Source organism: Geodermatophilus sp. SYSU D00697, assembly GCF_054050175.1.
The window spans coordinates 136114-154388 of the sequence record NZ_JBJGYV010000002.1 but is presented as its reverse complement, the minus strand read 5'-3'; the positions used below and the strand labels follow the sequence as shown (position 1 = coordinate 154388).

Below are 18275 nucleotides of genomic sequence, written 5' to 3'. Positions count from 1 at the left end.
GATGTGGCGTCCGACACGCTGGCCTGAGCCGACGGTAGGAGTGCCGGTGCACCCCGGCTATCCGCGGAGCGAAGGGGTGTGGCCGCAGAGCGCAGTCCTGACGGCGACGTGCGCGCAGGACCCGGCGCCGCAGGGAGAGGCCCGCGGGCGAGGTCCTGTCGTCAGGACCGGAGGGTGTGGCTCGGCAGTTCGCCGAAGTGGTCCCGGTACTGCTGGGCGAAGCGGCTCTGGTGGAAGAAGCCCCACTTCATCGCCACGTCGGTGACGCGCACCCGTGACGGGTCGCTGCGCAGCAGCTCCGCCCGGACGCGGTCGAGCCGGATCCGCCGCAGGTAGGCCATGGGGGACTCGCCGAAGGTCTGCTGGAACGACGCGTGCAGCGTGCGCACGCTCATGCACCCCACCCGGGCGAGTTCGTGCGGGGTCAGCGGCTCGTCGGCGTTGGCCTCCATGTACTCGACGACCGGGGCCAGCCGGCCCAGTCGCACGGCCTCGGCGGGCGCGCGCAGCGCGTCGGTGAACTGGTGCTGACCGGCGTGCAGCAGCTGGGTCATGACGAAGGCCTCGAGCTGCTCGCGCGCCAGCGGCATCTCCGCCAGGCCGTCGGGGCGGTCGAGTTCCTCGGCCAGGAACCGCACGGCGTGCAGGAGGCTCCGACCGGGGCCGGTCGTCAGGTCCAGCCCGAAGGTGAAGTCGATGACGTCGGTGACCGGATGGCCGAGCAGCTCGCCGAGATGGGTCTCCAGGCTGCTGCGCGGGATCTTGAGGATGAGCTGCTCGGCCTGCGGGGTCCAGCGGACGGTGTTGCGCTGCACCGGGCTGAGGACCAGGCCGCGCTCGGCGGCCAGCGTGCGCTCGCGGGCGCCGTCCGTGCGGTCGGCGTCGGTCTGCCCCGCGGTGGTCAGGTTGATGTGGTAGCAGTTCTCCGTGGCCGGCATGACCAGCTCGGTCGAGGCGTGGTACGTCAGGTAGCCGAGCGTGAAGTGGTGGTCGGACACCGCGTTCAGGGTCATGTCGACGCGGTCGTCGGAGGCCCTCAGGTCGTGCGGCAGGTAGATCCGCGTGACCGCGTCGCACGCCTCCTCCAGGCTGCGGGTCGCGATGACCGGGAAGTGGAGGAGCGGGCAGTCGGGCTGCTCCTCGCGGTCGGCACGATCGAGGGTGTCGGTGGGCAACCTGGACCTCCGGGAGCGCCGCTCGGTCGTCGTCGGCCGGGCTGTGGCGTGCGCCACACGTGCGGAGACTATGCCGCGGAGGGCGACAGCGACATCCGCCCAGCGCACCCCGATGTCCGCCCCGCGCATCTGCGGCGGCCTCCTCCCGGGCGGCTCCGGGATCGGCTGGCCGGCTGCGCTCTCCGGATTGTGCGGTGCGGTTCCCCGTGGTCGGCTGCCGACGCCGGTGGGCGCTCGGCCGCCCCCGTCCCCCAGACCTCGAGGAGTGGACACACGATGAGCCTGACGGCCACCGAGGCGGGCAGGGACGCCGGCGCCGACCGGGCCCTGCGCGCGATCGAGGAGCGGGTCCTCTGGTTGGCGACGGCGATCGTCGACCACGCCAACCGGGTGCGACCCAATCCCACCGGGCTCAAGGTCGGCGGGCATCAGGCGTCCAGCGCGTCGATGGTGACGATCATGACCTCCCTGTGGCTGGAGCAGTTGACGGCTGAGGACAGGGTGGCGGTCAAGCCGCACGCCTCGCCGGTGCTGCACGCGCTGGAGTACCTGCTCGGCCAGCTCGACGCGTCCCACCTGACGACGCTCCGCGCGTTCGGTGGCCTGCAGAGCTACCCCAGCCGGCTCAAGGACCCGGTTCCCGCGGACTACTCCACCGGGTCGGTCGGCATCGGGGCCACGGCGCCGATCTGGGGTGCGCTGGCTCGCCGGTACGTCAACACCCAGCTCGGCGCCGGCGGCACCGGGCGGCAGTGGTCACTGGTCGGCGACGCCGAACTCGACGAGGGCGCCGTGTGGGAGACGGTCGTCGACCCCATGGTCGCCGAGCTCGGTGAGGTGGTCTGGGTCGTAGACCTCAACCGGCAGTCCCTCGACCGCGTCGTCCCCACGATGGGCGCCACCCGCCTGCAGGGCATGTTCGCCGCGGCCGGCTGGCAGGTGCTCACGGTCAAGTACGGGCGGCTGCTCGAGGAGGTGTTCGCCCGGCCCGGCGGCCCGGCACTGCGCAACCGGATCGACGACATGTCCAACCCCGAGTACCAGCGCCTGCTCCGCCACGACCCGGCCGACCTGCGCCGGCTGCTGCCGGGAGACGGACCGGCGGCCGCGGACATCGCGGAGCTCATCGCCGACGTCCCGGACGCCGACCTGACCGCGGCCGTCCGCAACCTCGGCGGCCACGACCTCGCCGCGCTCCGGGACGCCTTCTCCCGGATCGACGACACCCGGCCGACGGTCGTCCTGGCCTACACGCTCAAGGGCTACGAGCTGGCCACGGAGGGGCATCCGCAGAACCACTCCGCCCTGCTGACCGAGGCCCAGCTGCACGAGCTGGCCGGGCGCCTGGGTGTGGACCCGGCCGACCCGTGGGCCCGTTTCCCGGAGGACAGCACCCCCGCCCGGCTGCTCGACGCCGCGGCGCAGCGCCTGCAGCGCCCGGCGTACGAGGCGCAGCCGGCCCCGGACGTCCCGTCCGACCTGGGGCGCACGCCATCGGGGACGGCGACGACCCAGGCCGCTCTCGGCCGCACCCTGCTCGACCTCAACCGGGCCGCGCCCGAGGTGGGCCGGCGAGTGGTCACCGTCAGCCCCGACGTCAGCTCCAGCACCAACCTCGGCGGCTGGGTGAACAAGGTCGGCGTCTGGTCCCACGAGGACCGCCGCAACTGGTTCGCCGACGACCCCGAGACGATCCTGCACTGGCGGGAGCGGCCCACCGGGCAGCACATCGAGCTGGGCATCGCCGAGACCAACCTCGTCGGCGCGCTCGGCGAGCTGGGGGTGACCTGGAGCCGCTGGGGCCAGCCCCTGCTGCCGATCGGGGTGCTCTACGACCCGTTCGTGGGGAGGGCGCTGGAGCCGTGGTCGTTCGGGATCTACGCGGGCGGGCAGTCGATCCTCGTCGGGACGCCGTCGGGCGTGACGCTCGCCCCCGAGGGCGGTGCCCACCAGTCGATCACGACGCCGTCCATCGGTCTGGAGCAGCCCGGCTGCGTCAGCTACGAGCCCGCGTTCGCTCTCGACACCGAGTGGTGCCTGCTGGCGGCGCTGTCCCAGGTGGGCAGGCCGGGCGGCAGCTCGGCGTACCTGCGGCTGTCCACCCGGCCGGTCGACCAGGACCTGGCCGCCGTCCCGGCCGACCCGGCCGCCCGGGAGCGCAGGCGCCGCCAGGTCGTCGCCGGTGCCTACCCGATGCGGCGGCACGCCCGGCCGGTGGTCACCGTCGTGGCCATGGGGGCCCTCGTCCCGGAGGCCCTCGCCGCCGCCGGGCGCCTCGACGCCCTCGGGTTCGGCGCCGACGTCGTCTGCGTGACCAGCCCTGGCTCGCTGTTCCGGGCGCTGCAGGGTCGGCGCGCCCTGGATGAGACCCCCGGGTGGGTGCTCGACAGCGTGTTCCCGGAGGACCGCGCCGCGCCGATGGTCACCGTGCTCGACGGGCACCCGCACACCCTGGCGTTCCTCGCCGGGATCCGGAGCGTGCCGGCCACCCACTTGGGCGTCACGTCCTTCGGGCAGAGCGGTGACCTGGACAGCGTCTACCGCCACCACGGCCTGGACGTCGACTCGATCGTCGGTGCCGCCCTGGACCTGGTCGACTGACGTCCCGGGGACCGGCCCGGCTCAGACGAGGAAGCGGTAGGCCGTCGTCCCCGGGGCCAGGTGCTGGATCCGCAGGGGGCTGGCCTCGATGCGGGCGAGCAGGCCGGCGAGGTCGCCGGCCGAGCCGATCTCGATGCCGGTGAGCGCGGCGCCGGTCTCGCGGTTGTCCCGCTTGACGTACTCGAACAGGACGATGTCGTCGTCGGGCCCCAGGACCTCGTCGAGGAAGCGCCGGAGGGCGCCGGGCTCCTGCGGGAACTCGACGAGGAAGTAGTGCTTGAGCCCCCGGTGCACGAGGGAGCGCTCGACCACCTCGGCGTACCGGCTGACGTCGTTGTTGCCGCCGGACAGCAGGCAGACCACCGTCTGACCGGGCCGGACGGACACCAGCCCGCCGGTCAGCGCCGCGCTGGCCATCGCCCCGGCGGGCTCGGCGATGACGCCGTCCACCTGGTACAGGTCCAGCATCTCGGTGCAGATCTGGCCCTCGGGCACGGGGACCAGTTCGGCCCCGGAGTCGCGGACCAGCGGATAGGTGACGTCGCCGGCGCGGTGGACGGCGGCGCCGTCGACGAAGGCGTCGATCTCCGGCAGCTCGACCGGGCCGCCGGCGGCCAGGGCGGCGGCCATGTTCGCCGCCCCGGCGGGCTCGACGCCGACGAGCCGCGTGGCTGGGCTGTGGGCGCGCAGCCAGGTCGCGCACCCGGCCAGCAGCCCGCCGCCGCCCACGGGGAGGACGACGACGTCGGGCGGCCTGCCCAGCTGGTCGAGGATCTCCACGGCGACCGTGGCCTGGCCGATCACCGTCGACAGCGCGTCGAACGCCGGCACCAGCGTGGCGCCGGTGAGCCGTGCGTGATCTGAGGCCGCGGCCGCGGCCTCGTCGTAGGAGTCGCCGGCGACCACCAGGGTCACCGTGTCCCCGCCCAGGGCGGCGATGCGCTCGCGCTTCTGCCGGGGCGTCGTCCCCGGCACGAAGACCTGGCCGCGCACGCCCAGCGTCCGGCAGGCGTAGGCGACCCCCTGGCCGTGGTTGCCGGCGCTCGCGCAGACCACGCCCGCGGACCGGTGCGCCTCGTCCAGCCCACTGATCGTGTTGTAGGCGCCCCGCACCTTGTAGGAGCGGCCGACCTGGAGGTCCTCTCGCTTGACCCGGACATCCGCGCCGGTGACCGCCGACAGGCGCGCGTTGCGCTGCAGCGGGGTCATCTCGGCCACTCCGGTCAGCCGGCGCCCGGCCGCCCGCACCTGTGCGGTGAACCAGTCGAGGTCCAGCCGCGTATCGGTCGTCACGGGGCCATTCTCACCGCCGGCCGACGCCCGGCCGCAGGACGGGGAGCGCTGCACCCCCGTCCGCGCGGACGACCGTCAGGAGAAGCGCTGTTCCAGCTGCTGCACCTCGGGCAGGCCGACGAGCTCGGTGAACTCCTCGAACGCCGGCAGTCCCGCCAGCGACGGCACGCCGTCCCGGCGCAGGGACTCCAGGAGCGAGCGCATCCCCGCTGTCGCCGCCAACAGCGTCCCGATCGGGTAGATGACCAGCGCGAAGCCCAGCTCGGTCATCCGCGCCAGCGACAGCGGGGGAGTGCGGCCGCCCTCGGCCCAGTTGAACACCAGCGGCGCGACGCCCCGCAGCTCGGCCGCGACCCGCTCGATGTCGGCCTCGGACGTCGGCGCCTCCACGAAGAGCAGGTCCGCCCCGGCGTCGGCGTAGGCGCGGGCGCGCGCGAGGGCGTCGTCCACCCCGGTCACGGCCACGGCGTCGGTGCGCGCGATCAGGACCAGGTCCGGGTCCTGCCGCGCGGCGACCGCGGCGCGCACCTTGCCGACCATCTCGTCGGTGGCGATCAGCGCCTTGCCGCTCATGTGTCCGCACTTCTTGGGCATCACCTGGTCCTCGAGCTGGATCCCGGCGACGCCGGCCTGCTCGTAGAGCTGCACCGTGCGCACGACGTTGATCGCGTTGCCGTAGCCGGTGTCGGCGTCGGCGATCACCGGGACGTCGACGGCGGCGGCGATGCGGCGGGCGTTGTCGACCATCTCCGCACCGGTCAGCAGTCCCACGTCGGGGCGGCCGATCAGGGAGGCCGTCGTCCCGAAGCCGGTCATGTAGACGGCGGCGAAGCCGGCCTGCTCCACCAGCCGGGCCGACAGCGCGTCGTAGGCGCCCGGTGCCATGAGCGGTTCGGGTGCCGACAGCAGCTCGCGGAGCCGGGACCGCGGTGCGCGGCCGTTCCCCAACAGGTCCGCCACGGCGGCCTCCTCCGATACGGAACGGGATTCCTTGTATGCAGTCACGCGGAGTTCACCGGAGAGCATTGCCCATGGAACGGGGGCGCCTCTAGGTTTGCACACAATCTCCGAGGGGGTGTGACGACTGATACGCTCGCTGACCTCCGCCGAACGGGCGCTGACCACCCTCCGCGACATGATCATGGGCGGCGACCTGCGCCCCGGCGCGCGCCTGGGCGAGGTCGAGCTCGCCGACCGCCTCGGGGTGAGCCGGACGCCGGTGCGCGAGGCGCTCTCGCGGCTGGCCGCCGAGGGCCTGGTCGAGGTGGTGCCCAACCGCGGCGCGCGGGTCGCCACGTGGACCGTCACCGAGCTCGAGGGCGTGTTCGACCTGCGCTCCAGTCTCGAGCCGCAGCTGACCGCGTACGCCGTCCCGAACGCGACGCCCGCGGACGTCGAGGAGCTCGACGCGCTGGCCACGCGCATGCACGAGGTCGGCAGTCCCGGCCCGCAGCAGGACCTCGACGCCCTCGTCCCGCTCAACCGCGCCTTCCACGACCGGCTGGTCGTCCTCGCCGCGCACCCGACCCTGGCCGCCGCGCTGGCCGCGGCCATCCACCCGCCGATCGTGCGGCGCAACTTCCTCACCTACGACGAGGCGTCGCTGCGCCGCAGCCTCGCCCACCACAGCGAGATCGTCGCCGCCCTCCGCGCCGGCGACCCCGACTGGGCCCGCGCCGTCATGACCTCGCACATCGCCAACGCCCGGGCCGTCATGGTCCGGGCGGCACGGCTGCAGACCGAGAAGGCGACCGGAGAAGAGGAGACCGCATGAGCTACCGGCTCGGAGTGGACGTCGGCGGCACGTTCACCGACGTCCTGCTCGTCGACGAGGACAGCGGCGCCACCTGGCGGGCCAAGACCGCCTCGACGCCGGCCGACCAGGCGGTCGGGGTGCTCACCGGCATCGGCCGGGCCTGCGCCGACGCCGGCATCGAGCTGAGCGAGGTCGCGCAGGTGCTGCACGGAACCACGGTCGCGACCAACGCCATCCTCGAGGGCAAGGGCGCCACGGTCGGCCTGGTCACCACCCGGGGGTTCCGGCAGGTCCTGCAGATCGCCCGCTCCTTCGTCCCGGGCGGGCTGGCCGGCTGGATCATCTGGCCCAAGCCCGAGCCGCTGGCCGACCTGGAGAACACCGTCGAGGTCGAGGAGCGCATCGCCAGCGACGGGTCGGTGGTCCGGCCGCTGGACGAGGACGACGTCCGCGCGCAACTGGGGAAGCTGGCCGGGCAGGGCATCCAGGCGCTCGCGGTCAGCCTCATCAACTCCTTCGCCGACCCCGCCCACGAGCGGCGGATCGCCGCGATCGCCGCCGAGGTGCTGCCCGGCGTCCCGGTGTCGCTGTCCTCCGACGTCCTCCCGGAGCTGCGCGAGTACGAGCGGACCCTGACCACCGTCGCCAACGGCTACGTCCAGCCGCAGGTCGCCCGGTACGTGCAGCACCTGTCCGCCGGTCTGCACGAGAGCGGCGTCTCCGGCGAGCTGGCCATCCTGCGCAGCGACGGCGGGCTGCAGTCGGCGCAGGCCGCGGTCGAGGCTCCCGTGACCATGCTGCTGTCCGGACCGGCCGGCGGGGTCACCGGCGCGGTGTGGGTCGCCGAGCAGTGCGGCCACCGCGACCTGATCACCTTCGACATGGGCGGCACGTCCACCGACGTCGCCCTGGTCCAGGACCTCACCCCGCGCATCGGCCGGGAGACGAAGGTCGGCGACCTCACCGTGCGGGCCTCCAGCGTCGACATCCGCACCGTGGGGGCCGGCGGCGGGTCCATCGCGCACGTCCCGGAGCTGACCCGGGCGCTGCGGGTCGGCCCGCAGTCGGCCGGCGCCGACCCCGGCCCGGCCGCGTACGGCAAGGGCGGCACCGAACCCACGGTCACCGACGCGAACGTGGTCCTCGGCTACCTGCCCTCGTCGCTGGCCGGCGGGGAGATCACCCTGGACGCCGAGGCGTCGCGGGCCGCGGTGGGCAAGGTCGCCGAGGCGATGGGGCTGGACTCCCCGGAGGCCGCGGCCGCCGGGATCGTCGACATCGTCAACGAGAACATGCTGGGCGGCCTGCGGTTGGTCTCGGTGCAGCAGGGCTACGACCCCCGCGACTTCGCGCTGGTCGCCTTCGGCGGCGCCGGACCGCTGCACGCCAACGCCCTGGGCCGGCTCACCGGGGCCTGGCCGGTCATCGTGCCGCCGTCCCCGGGGGTGCTCGCCGCCTTCGGCGACGCGACCACCAGCCGGCGCGACGAGTCCGCCCGCACCGTGCTGCGCCGGTTCGGGCAGCTGACCGGCGCGGAGCTGGCCGCGATCCTGCGCGAGCTCGCCGACGAGGCCGGGGAGCGGCTGGCGGCCCAGGGCCTGCCGCGCGAGGACCAGACGGTCGGCTTCCAGGTCGACGTCCGCTACCACGGGCAGGGCTTCGAGATCCCGGTGGACGTCGACCCGGCGTGGCTGGACGGCGGCGACGGGGCCGGTGCGGGCGAGACCAGCACGGCGCTGGCCGAGCTCGGGCGGGCCTTCGACGCCGAGCACGACCGGCTGTTCTCCTTCCTGCTCGACGTCGACCACGAGCTGGTCAACGCCCGCGCCACCGTCACCGGGCCGCGGCCCGACGTCGCCCCGGTGCACCTCGAGCAGGGGGACGGCGACCCGCAGGCCGCGCTGGTCACCGAGCACCCCATCCACGTCGGGGGCGAGCAGGTGACCGCCGGGGTCTACGACCGGGAGCGGTTGCGCGCCGGCGACGTCGTCCCCGGCCCGGCGATCGTCACCGAGATGGACTCCACGACCCTCGTCCTGCCCGGGCACGCCGCCACCGTCCACCCCTCGGGCTCGCTGCTCATCAACCCCGTGCAGGAGGGCTGAGCGCCATGGCACGCATCGTCGAGACCGCGACCGGCGAGGTGGAGCGGGTCGATGTCGACCCGGTGACCCTCGACCTGATCGAGAACGGGCTGCGCAACGCCCGCTACGAGATGGACGAGGTGCTGTTCCGCACCGCGCTGTCGCCGGGCATCCGCGAGCAGCACGACGAGTTCCCGCTCATCGGCGACCCCAGCGGGAAGATGGTCGTCGGCCAGTTCGGCCTGTCCATCCCCGACTTCCTCGAGGGCTTCGACGACACCGTCGAGGAGGGCGACGTCCTGCTGACCAGCGACCCGTACGCCTGCGGGGCCGCGATCAGCCACGCCAACGACTGGCTGCTGGTCATGCCGGTCTTCCACGAGGGACGGGTCGTGGGGTGGGCGTCGATGTTCGGGCACATGTCGGACGTGGGCGGCAAGACGCCGTCGTCCATGCCCACCGACGCCCGGACCATCTACGAGGAGGGCGTGGTCATCCCGCCGTTCAAGCTGTACCGGAAGGGGCAGCTCAACGAGGACGCGCTGCGGATCATCCTCAACCAGGTCCGCATGCCCGACTGGAACCGGGCCGACCTCAACGGCCTGGTCGCCGCCTGCCGCACCGCAGCCCGGCGGGTGGTCGAGATGTGCGAGCGGTTCGGGACGGCGACCTACCTCTCGGCGCTCGACGCGCTGCTGCAGCGCAACCACGACGCCATGAAGGTGCTGCTGCAGACGGTGTTCGAGGAGGGGCGGACGCTCTCGTTCACCGACTACATCTGCGACGACGGCGTGGGCAACGGCCCCTACGAGCTGAAGCTGTCGCTGACCCGCACCGGCGAGAAGGTGCACCTGGACTTCACCGGCTCCTCGCCGCAGGCGGCCGGGCCGATCAACTACTACATCAACGAGAACCTGACCCGGATGTTCTTCGGGATCTACATGATCACCGTGGCCGATCCGCAGATCCTCTGGAACGACGGGTTCTACCCGCTGGTCGACGTCACCATCCCCGACGGCTCCTACTGGAAGCCGAAGCACCCGGCCGCCCTCAACGGCCGCAACCACGGCATCGGGCGGGTGTTCGACCTGTTCGGCGGGCTGCTCGGGCAGACCAACCCGGCGCTGCTCAACGCCGCCGGCTTCTCCTCCTCGCCGCACTTCATGTACTCGGGGCACTACTCGTCGGGCGAACGCAAGGGGGAGTGGTTCCAGCTGTACTCGATCGGCTTCGGCGGCATCCCCGGCCGGCCGCTGGGTGACGGCCCCGACGGGCACTCGCTGTGGCCGAGCTTCGTGAACATCCCCTGCGAGTACCTCGAGTCCTACTACCCGCTGCGGATCGAGACGTGGGAGACCGTCGCCGACACCGGCGGCCCCGGGCTGCACCGCGGCGGGAACGGCGTCGACGTCGCCTACGTGTTCGAGGAACCCGGCGAGATCGCCATCCACGACGACCGCTGGCTCACCTACCCGTGGGGGGTCAACGGCGGGCACCCCGGCGCGCGCGGCCGCAAGTGGATCGACCGCGCCGACGGCACCCGGGAGATGCTGCCGTCCAAGTGCCACGGGGTGGCGGTGTCGCCGGGCGACGTCCTGCACTTCGTCACCTGGGGTGGTGGCGGCTGGGGCGACCCGCTGGAGCGCGACCCGGAGCTGGTGGCCCGGGAGGTCCGCCGCGGGCTGGTCACCCAGGACGGCGCGCGGCGGTACGGGGTCGTGGTGTGCGACGGCGGCGAGGTGGACGTCGAGGCGACCGAGACCCTGCGCGACCAGGTCCGCGCCGACCGCCCCGGCGAACTGCCCGTCTTCGACATGGGCCCGCCGGTCGAGGAGCTGCTCGCCCGGTGCGAGGAGGAGACCGGGCTGCCCGCGCCCGAGCGCCCGGTGTGGGCAGCGGGATGAGGACCGCCGGTGCACGCGGGATCTGCACACCGGTCGTCGTCAAGGCCCGGATCGGCGCCGGTGTGCAGATCTCGCGGCCGGGGTGGGTCCGATGAGCACGCCCGAACCGGCGCCCGGGCCGCACGGGTCGGCGTTCTCCGGCCGGGTCGGCTGGGGGAGCGCGCCCGCGGTCGTGGTGGTCGACCTGGTGCGCGCCTACACCGACCTCGACGGGCCGTTCGGGCTGCCCGACCCCGGGCCCGCGGTGGCGGCCACGCAGCTGCTGGTGGACGCCGCCCGGGCGCACGGGCACCCGGTCGTGTGGACCGTCGTCCGCTACGCCCCGGGGCTGGGCGACGCGGGGTTGTTCGTGCACAAGGTGCCGGCGCTGGCCTGCTTCGTCGAGGACGCGCCGGGCACCTGGGGCGACCTCGCGCTGCCGCCGGAGGCGGGCGAGCCGGTGGTGGTCAAGCAGTACGCCTCGGCGTTCTTCGGGACCTCGCTGGCGTCGACGCTGCGGGCCGCCGGGGTGGACACGGTGGTGGTCGCCGGCGTCTCGACGTCGGGCTGCGTGCGGGCCACCGCGATGGACGCGCTCAACAACGGCTTCCGCCCGCAGGTGGTGCGCCAGGCCTGCGCCGACCGGACGCCCGCGCTGCACGACAGCAACCTCGCCGACCTCGACGCCAAGTACGCCGACGTGGTCGATCTGCCCGAGGCGCTGGCCCACCTCTGACCGCGGCCACCGGCGAGGATGGGGCGGTGCCGAGGACCAGCGCGGGCGTGCTCCTGTACCGGCGAGGACCCGACGGCGGCGTCGAGGTGCTCATCGGGCACATGGGCGGTCCGTTCTGGGCCCGCAAGGACGACGGCGCCTGGTCGATCCCCAAGGGGGAGTTCGGCGACGGCGAGGACCCGTTCGCCGTCGCCCGCCGCGAGTTCGAGGAGGAGCTGGGTTCGCCGGTGCCGGCCGAGGACTTCCTGCCCCTCGGCCGCCTGCGCGGCAGCGGCAAGCTGCTCACCGTCTGGGCCGCCGAGGGCGACCTGGACGCCGCGACCTGCCACAGCAACACCTTCGCGCTGGAGTGGCCGCCGCGGTCGGGGCGGGTGCAGGAGTTCCCCGAGGTCGACCGCGCCGCGTGGTTCGGCGTCGAGGCCGCACGCGCCAAGTTGGTGAAGGGTCAGGTGCCCTTCCTCGACCGGCTGCTGGAGCGGCTCGTCTAGGTGCTCCGGCTCGGCCGGGCGGGTCCGTCGACGAGGTCGCAGTCGAGCCCCTTGCGCGCCTCGGGGTCACGGAGAACCGTCTCCGTCACCCCCGAGACCGCGTGACGTGGGAGCTGCCGTCTCCGGCGCACGGTGTCGCAGCGGGGCCCCCGGGGCTCGGGATCCGGTGAGTTCGTCGAGGAGGGCGCGATGTACGCGGTCATCCGGCACTACAAGGGCAACTCGCAACTGTTCGACGAGTTGGAGCGGCGGACGGACGAGGTGGAACAGGTGATCCGAGGCGTCCCCGGATTCGTGGGTTACTCCCTGGTGAGGACCGAGGACGGCGGTGGCTTCAGTGTCAGCGTCTTCGAGGACGAGGCCGGGACGGAGGAGTCGACCCGCGTGGCGGGGAACTGGGTCAGGGAGAACGTCCCCCAGGCCGTGGGGAGCCCGCCGGAGGTCACCCAGGGCAGGGTGGTCCTCCACGCGCGCGCGTAGTCGCGCTCACCGTTCCCGGCACGGCCGGCCGACCCCGGCACGGCCTCCCGACTGCGGCGCGAGCCCCACGTGGTGATCGACAGCCGGGCCAGCCACGACCGTCCGGCGGTGGCTGGCCCGACCACTAGGTCGCGATCGGCGGCAGGTGCAGGTCGACGCCGAGCAGCACCAGCGGCCACAGGATGACCGCCACGACCAACGACAGGACCTCCGAGATCCCGGCGACGCTGTTGTAGCCCTGGGTGAGGGCCACGACCAGGCCGACCGCCAGGTAGACGAGGGTGAACAGGGACATCCGCACGCTTCCCACCTCCGGTGTCGGGGGAGGGGAGTCTGCACCGCCGGCCTGTGGCCCGGCTGCGAGCCGGCTGGCAGTCCGGCGGTGACCGCACCGGCCGCCGCGCCACGGGGGACGGCGGCGACGGCCGGTGCGGGGTCCTCAGGCGCCGACCAGCGACCGCCACCCGCGGACGGCGAACCGGTCGGTGCCGGCGCGGGCGGCCAGCGCGGTGGCCGCCGCGGTCGACCGGGCGCGGACGTCGGCCTCGTCCGCCGTCGTCAGCGCACCGCCGGACACCACCAGCCGGCCGTCGACGTAGACCCGGTCGACCTCGTCGCCCCGCTGGCTGTAGACGAGGGACGAGACCGCCGCGTGCACCGGCGTGGCGCAGAGGTTGGTCAGGTCCAGGACCACGACGTCGGCCCGCTTGCCGACCTCCAGAGAGCCGATCGAGCCGGCCATGCCCAGGGCCCGGGCGCCGTCGATGGTGGCCATCTCCAGCGCCTTCTCGGCGGTCATGACCTCCGGGTTGCGGTGCACCCCCTTGTGCAGCAGCGCGGCGAACTTCATCGCCTGCAGCATCGAGTGGTTCGACGACGAGGCCGGGCCGTCCGAGGCGAGGCCGACGGTGATGCCGCGCCGGTGCATCGCCGGCACCGGCGCGAACCCCGACCCGAGGTAGAGGTTCGAGCACGGGTTGTGCGACACCTTGGTGTCGGTCTGCTGCAGCAGGTCCAGGTCGTGGACGTCGACCTGGACGCAGTGCGCCGCCAGCAGGTCCGGGCCGAGCAGCCCGGTCTCCGCGGCGAAGGGCACGTCGCGCACCCCGAAGCGGCGGACGGACTCCTCGACGTCGAACGGCGACTCGGCCAGGTGCATGGTGACCAGCGTCCCCGTGGCGTCGGCCAGGGCGCGGGTCTCCCGCAGCGTCGCCTCGTCCACCGTCCAGCTCATGCACGGGGCCAGCCCGACGGTCACCCGGGACCCGGGCCGGTTCCGGGCGCCGATCAACCGCTGGGCGTCGGCCAGCGCGTCGTCCAGCGGCTGCACCAGCTGCGCCGGGGCACCGACGTCCGCCCCCGCCGTCATGTAGCCCCGGGCCATCACGCCCCGGATGCCGACGTCGTCCATCGCCGAGGCGACGGCGTCCCCGAGGCCGGGGCGCGGGTGCACGTACATGAAGTCCAGCAGCGTGGTCGTCCCGGTGGTCAGGGCCTCCGCGCAGCCGTGCAGCGCCGCGGCGTAGCAGTCCTCGGGGGTCAGCTCGACCGCCGAGGGCCCGGTCATCGTCAGGAACCAGTCCGACAGCACCCGGTCGTCGCCGAGTCCCTTGAGCAGGGTCTGGAACAGGTGGGTGTGGGTGTTGACGAAACCGGGGAGCACCAGCCGGCCCGCGCAGTCGACCACCTCCGCGCCGGGGTGCGCCGCGAGCACCTCCGCGGTCGGGCCGACGGCGAGCACCTGGTCGGAGAAGGCCACCGCGCCGTCGGCGAGCACCCGGCGCTCGGCGTCCATGGTGACGACGGTGGCCCCGGACAGCACCGTGACCGGCGGCGACGGACTCACTCCGGCGCCCCCGCCGACCGCAGCAGCTGCCACACGACCGCCGGTTTGAGCGGCGTCCGCGTGACCCGGACGCCGAGGTGCTCGATGGCGTCGGCGACGGCGTTGGCCACCGCCGAGTGGCCGCCGATCGCGCCGCCCTCGCCCATGCCCTTGACGCCCAGCGGGTTCAGCGGGGACGGGGACTCCAGGTGGCCGATCTCGACGTCGGGCACGTCCAGCGACCCGGGCATCAGGTAGTCCATGAAGGACGTGGACTGCGGCTGGCCGTCGGGGGCGTAGACGAGCTCCTCCATCAGCGCACCGCCCAGGCCCTGGGCCACGCCGCCGACGATCTGCCCCTCGGCGTTGCGCGGGTTGATGATCGTGCCGGCGTCGTTGACCACCACGTACCGCTGGACGGTCGTGTAGCCGGTGTCGGGGTCGACCTCCACCTCGGCGATGTGGATGCCGTAGGAGTAGGGCGCGGCCGTGTTCTCGAAGTACTGCACCGACTCGAGGTCGGGCGCCATGCCGGCCGGCCGGCTCCCGCCGGGACTGGCGGCCGCCGCCACCTGCGCCCAGGTCACCGACGCGGTCGGCACGCCCTTGACCGCGAAGGAGCCGTCCTCCAGCACCAGGTCGGCCGGGTCGGCCTCGAGCAGGTGCGCGGCCAGCTCCTCGGCCTTCTCCCGGACCCTGCGGGCGGCCAGCACGACGGCCGAGCCAGCCATGACCGCGTTGCGGCTGGCGTAGGTGCCCATGCCGAAGGGCAACCGGCCGGTGTCGCCGAACACCACCTTGATCGAGTCGTGCGGCACCTGCAGCTCGTCGGCGGCGATCTGGGACAGCATGGTCGCCGTCCCCTGGCCCATCGGGGCGGCGCCGGAGACGATCGTGACCTCGCCGGTGGGGTCCACCCGCACGCTGCCGCCCTCGAACGGGCCCGGCCCGGTGATCTGGTGGTAGACGCAGATCCCCAGGCCGATCAGCCGACCCTCCGCCCGGGCGGCGTGCTGGCGGGTGGCGAACCCGGCGTAGTCGACCATCTCGAGGGCCTTGTCCAGCCCGGCCGGGAAGTCGCCGCTGTCCAGGACGACGGCCGCCTCCAGTGACGCCAGCCCCGTGTCGAAGGGCAGCTCCTCGGGCGTGAGCAGGTTCTTCCGGCGCAGCTCGGCGCGGTCGATGCCCAGCTCGCGGGCGACGATGTCGAGCAGCCGTTCCCGCGCGAACGTCGACTCGGGCGCACCCGCTCCGCGATAGGGCGACGCCGGCGCCTTGTTGGTGGAGGCGCACACCGCCTCCACCCGGTAGGCGGGCACCCGGTAGACCCCGCCCAGGCTGGTGGCGGCCAGCGAGGCGTTGATGACGCCGAGCGGCCGCTGGTAGGCCCCGCAGTCGGTGACGTGCCGGGCCCGCAGGCCGAGGATCGTGCCGTCGGCGCGCAGCGCGATCTCCACCTCGTGGACCTGCTCGCGGGAGTGCGCGATGGACAGGAAGTGCTCGTTGCGGTCCTCGATCCACTTGACCGGCCGGCCGGTGCGGGCGGCGGCGAAGGGCACGAGGAAGTCCTCGGAGTTGAAGTCGGCCTTGACGCCGAACCCGCCGCCGATGTCGGGGATGAGCACGCGGATCGCGCGCACCGGCACGCCGAGCATCCCGGCGAGGATGGTCCGCACCGTGTGCGGCCACTGGGTGGAGTCCCAGACGGTGAGCTCACCGGTGACGGCGTCCCGCGAGGCCACGACGCCGCGGGTCTCCAGCGGGATGCCGGTGTAGCGCTGCATGTCCAGCCGCTCGCGGACCACCCGGTCGGCGGCGGCGAAGGCGGCGTCGACGTCGCCGTACTCGTAGACCGAGCGGGCGGCCACGTTGTCCGGCGCGTTGGCGTGCAGCACGGGGGCGCCGGGCGCGATGGCCTCGAGGGCGTCGACGACCGCCTCGAGCGGCTCGTACTCGACCTCGATCAGCTCGAGGGCGTCCTCGGCGACGTGCCGGCTCTCGGCGACCACGACGGCGACCGGCTCGCCCACGAACCGGACGGTGTCGACGGCCAGGGGGTGCTGCGGCGCGGGGTGGAAGGTCTCGAGCGCGAACAGGGCGGGGATGGCCGGGGGCTCGGGACCCAGGTCGGCGGCGGTGAAGGCGTCGACGACCCCGGGGAGCTCGCGGGCGGCGCGCACGTCGACCGACAGCAGCCGGGCGTGGGCGTGCGGGCTGCGCAGCACCGCCATGTGCTGCAGCCCCGGCACGCGGATGTCGTCGACGTAGGCCGCCTCGCCGCGCAGCAGCCGAGGGTCCTCCTGGCGCGGGACGCTGGCGCCGATCGTCTGCACGCCCATGTCAGCGCTCCCAGGTCTCGTCGGCGGCCTGGACGGAGCGGACGATCCCCTGGTAGCCGGTGCACCGGCAGAGGTTGCCCGACAGCGCCTCGCGGATCTCGGCCTCGTCGGGCCCGCGGTTGTCCCGCAGGAAGTCGTAGGTGGTCAGCAGGATCCCCGGGGTGCAGAAGCCGCACTGCAGGCCGTGGTGGTCCCAGAACGCCTGCTGGACCGGGTGCAGCTGCTCGCCGTCGGCCAGGCCCTCCACGGTCGTGAAGGCCGCGCCGTCGGCCTGGACGGCGAACATCAGGCAGGCCCGGATCGGTTCGCCGTCCATCAGCACCGTGCAGGCACCGCACACGCCGTGCTCGCACCCGACGTGCGTGCCGGTCAGCCCGAGGTCCTCGCGCAGGAAGTCGGCCAGCGAGCGCCGCACCGACACGGTCCGCTCGTGGAGGGTGCCGTTGACGGTGACCCGGATCTGCCGCTCCACGACGGGCGTGCCGGTCGACACGGCCGGGCGGTCCTCGACGTGCATCGTCTGCTCTCCTCCTCGGCCGGCCGGCGCCGGCGCACTGGTCGGGTCGGGTGCTGCGGTCGGTGGCGGCACGGTCAGGCCGCCGCGGCGGTGGAGGTGCCGGTGGCCTCGGTGAGGGCGCGCTCCAGCAGGTGGGCGGCCAGCGCCCGGCGGTACTCCGCGGGGCCGTGCACGTCCGGCGGCGGGTCCAGCGTGGCGGCGTAGTCGGCGGCCAGGCCGGCGAACGTGGCGGGCGCCGGTTCCTGGCCGACCAGCGCGGCGACGAGCTCCTGCGCGTCCACGGTGCCCGCGGCCACGCCGGCGAGGGCGACCCCGGCCCTGGTGACCCGGCCGTCGTCCACCGTGACGGCGGCGGCGACCGCGACCTGGGCGAAGTCGCCCCGACGGCGGCTGACCTCCAGGAACGAGGTGCCCGTGCCGGGCGGCCACGCGGGGAGGCGGACGGCGACCAGCAGCTCCTCGGGCGCCAGGCAGGTGGTGAAGAAGCCCTCGAAGAACTCGTCGGGGCCCACCTCCCGCTCACCCTCCGCGCTGCGCAGGCAGAAGGTGGCGCCCAGCGCGGTGACCGCGGCGGGCAGCTCCGCGGCGGGGTCGGCGTGCGCGAGGCTGCCGCCCACCGTCCCGCGTGCACGGATCTGCTTGTGCCCGACGTGGGCGACGGCTCGGGGGAGCAGCGCCCACGCGGAGGAGGGCGGCAGCCGGTCGGGCAGCCGGGTCTCCAGCGCCCGCTGGCGCACGGTGGCGCCGAGGGTGAGCGTCTCGCCGTCGACGGCGACCTCGTCGAGCCCCGCGACGGCGTTGACGTCGACGAGCACCGCGGGCCGGGCGAGCCGGAAGTTGAGCATCGGCACCAGGCTCTGACCGCCGGCCAGGACCTTGGCGTCGTCGCCGTGCTCGCGCAGCACGGCGAGGGTCTCCTCGACCGTGGTGGGCGCGAGGTAGTCGAACGGGGCTGGCTTCACGAACTCGATCTCCTCCCGGGCGCGGTGCCGAACCCGCGCGCGGTGGCCATCGTGGCCGGACCGGCCCGCCTGCTCCATGGACGTCCTGTGGCGAGTTGGGCGGTCGGGACTGGACGTTCTGTCCGGTCGTTGGTGG

Annotated in this window: 15 protein-coding genes; 7 read left to right on the top strand and 8 right to left on the bottom strand. The window is 73.9% G+C overall.

What is annotated here, in order from left to right:
• Positions 1 to 161 precede the first annotated feature (161 nt).
• On the bottom strand, positions 162 to 1175 hold the full coding sequence (locus ACI79C_RS02710) for an AraC family transcriptional regulator (protein ID WP_456944068.1): 1014 nt from the start codon (positions 1173 to 1175) through the stop codon (positions 162 to 164).
• Between the two features lie 276 nt (positions 1176 to 1451).
• On the opposite strand from ACI79C_RS02710, the gene ACI79C_RS02705 reads away from it, so the two are divergent.
• Positions 1452 to 3776, top strand: coding sequence for a transketolase-like TK C-terminal-containing protein (locus ACI79C_RS02705; protein WP_456944067.1), 2325 nt, complete (start codon positions 1452 to 1454; stop codon positions 3774 to 3776).
• A gap of 21 nt (positions 3777 to 3797) precedes the next feature.
• Here ACI79C_RS02705 and ilvA read toward each other — a convergent pair whose 3' ends face one another.
• The gene (gene ilvA, locus ACI79C_RS02700; RefSeq protein ID WP_456944066.1) at positions 3798 to 5069 is read right to left on the bottom strand and encodes a threonine ammonia-lyase IlvA; all 1272 of its coding nucleotides are present in this window, start codon (positions 5067 to 5069) and stop codon (positions 3798 to 3800) included.
• Between the two features lie 75 nt (positions 5070 to 5144).
• Positions 5145 to 6029: an isocitrate lyase/PEP mutase family protein gene (locus tag ACI79C_RS02695; RefSeq protein ID WP_456944065.1), complete on the bottom strand. Its 885-nt coding sequence runs from the start codon at positions 6027 to 6029 to the stop codon at positions 5145 to 5147.
• Positions 6030 to 6153: 124 nt separating this feature from the next.
• Between ACI79C_RS02695 and ACI79C_RS02690 the strand changes: the two genes are divergently transcribed.
• The 6 genes from ACI79C_RS02690 to ACI79C_RS02665 all read left to right on the top strand — a co-directional run bounded on the left by ACI79C_RS02690 (position 6154) and on the right by ACI79C_RS02665 (position 12496).
• Positions 6154 to 6843 (top strand): GntR family transcriptional regulator, encoded by a 690-nt coding sequence (locus tag ACI79C_RS02690; RefSeq protein ID WP_456944238.1) that lies wholly within the window; start codon positions 6154 to 6156, stop codon positions 6841 to 6843.
• Positions 6840 to 8930 (top strand): hydantoinase/oxoprolinase family protein, encoded by a 2091-nt coding sequence (locus tag ACI79C_RS02685; protein ID WP_456944064.1) that lies wholly within the window; start codon positions 6840 to 6842, stop codon positions 8928 to 8930. Before ACI79C_RS02690 ends, ACI79C_RS02685 begins: the two co-directional genes overlap by 4 nt.
• 5 nt (positions 8931 to 8935) lie before the next feature.
• Positions 8936 to 10813 (top strand): hydantoinase B/oxoprolinase family protein, encoded by a 1878-nt coding sequence (locus ACI79C_RS02680; RefSeq protein ID WP_456944063.1) that lies wholly within the window; start codon positions 8936 to 8938, stop codon positions 10811 to 10813.
• Positions 10814 to 10904: 91 nt separating this feature from the next.
• Positions 10905 to 11528 (top strand): isochorismatase family protein, encoded by a 624-nt coding sequence (locus ACI79C_RS02675; RefSeq protein ID WP_456944062.1) that lies wholly within the window; start codon positions 10905 to 10907, stop codon positions 11526 to 11528.
• Positions 11529 to 11554: 26 nt separating this feature from the next.
• The gene (locus tag ACI79C_RS02670; RefSeq protein ID WP_456944061.1) at positions 11555 to 12016 is read left to right on the top strand and encodes an NUDIX domain-containing protein; all 462 of its coding nucleotides are present in this window, start codon (positions 11555 to 11557) and stop codon (positions 12014 to 12016) included.
• A 189-nt stretch (positions 12017 to 12205) separates the two neighbouring features.
• Positions 12206 to 12496: an antibiotic biosynthesis monooxygenase family protein gene (locus ACI79C_RS02665; protein WP_456944060.1), complete on the top strand. Its 291-nt coding sequence runs from the start codon at positions 12206 to 12208 to the stop codon at positions 12494 to 12496.
• A gap of 124 nt (positions 12497 to 12620) precedes the next feature.
• Here ACI79C_RS02665 and ACI79C_RS02660 read toward each other — a convergent pair whose 3' ends face one another.
• The 5 genes from ACI79C_RS02660 to ACI79C_RS02640 form a co-directional block, all read right to left on the bottom strand.
• Positions 12621 to 12797, bottom strand: coding sequence for a hypothetical protein (locus ACI79C_RS02660; RefSeq protein ID WP_456944059.1), 177 nt, complete (start codon positions 12795 to 12797; stop codon positions 12621 to 12623).
• Between the two features lie 138 nt (positions 12798 to 12935).
• Positions 12936 to 14291, bottom strand: a complete 1356-nt coding sequence (locus ACI79C_RS02655; protein WP_456944058.1) for an amidohydrolase family protein — start codon at positions 14289 to 14291, stop codon at positions 12936 to 12938.
• A gap of 47 nt (positions 14292 to 14338) precedes the next feature.
• A complete protein-coding gene (locus ACI79C_RS02650; RefSeq protein ID WP_456944057.1) occupies positions 14339 to 16660 on the bottom strand; it encodes a xanthine dehydrogenase family protein molybdopterin-binding subunit in 2322 nt (773 codons plus the stop codon).
• A gap of 1 nt (position 16661) precedes the next feature.
• Complete coding sequence (locus ACI79C_RS02645; protein ID WP_456944056.1) at positions 16662 to 17177, bottom strand: (2Fe-2S)-binding protein; 516 nt, start codon at positions 17175 to 17177, stop codon at positions 16662 to 16664.
• 74 nt (positions 17178 to 17251) lie between these two features.
• Positions 17252 to 18139, bottom strand: a complete 888-nt coding sequence (locus ACI79C_RS02640; protein ID WP_456944055.1) for an FAD binding domain-containing protein — start codon at positions 18137 to 18139, stop codon at positions 17252 to 17254.
• Between the last annotated feature and the right edge of the window lie 136 nt (positions 18140 to 18275).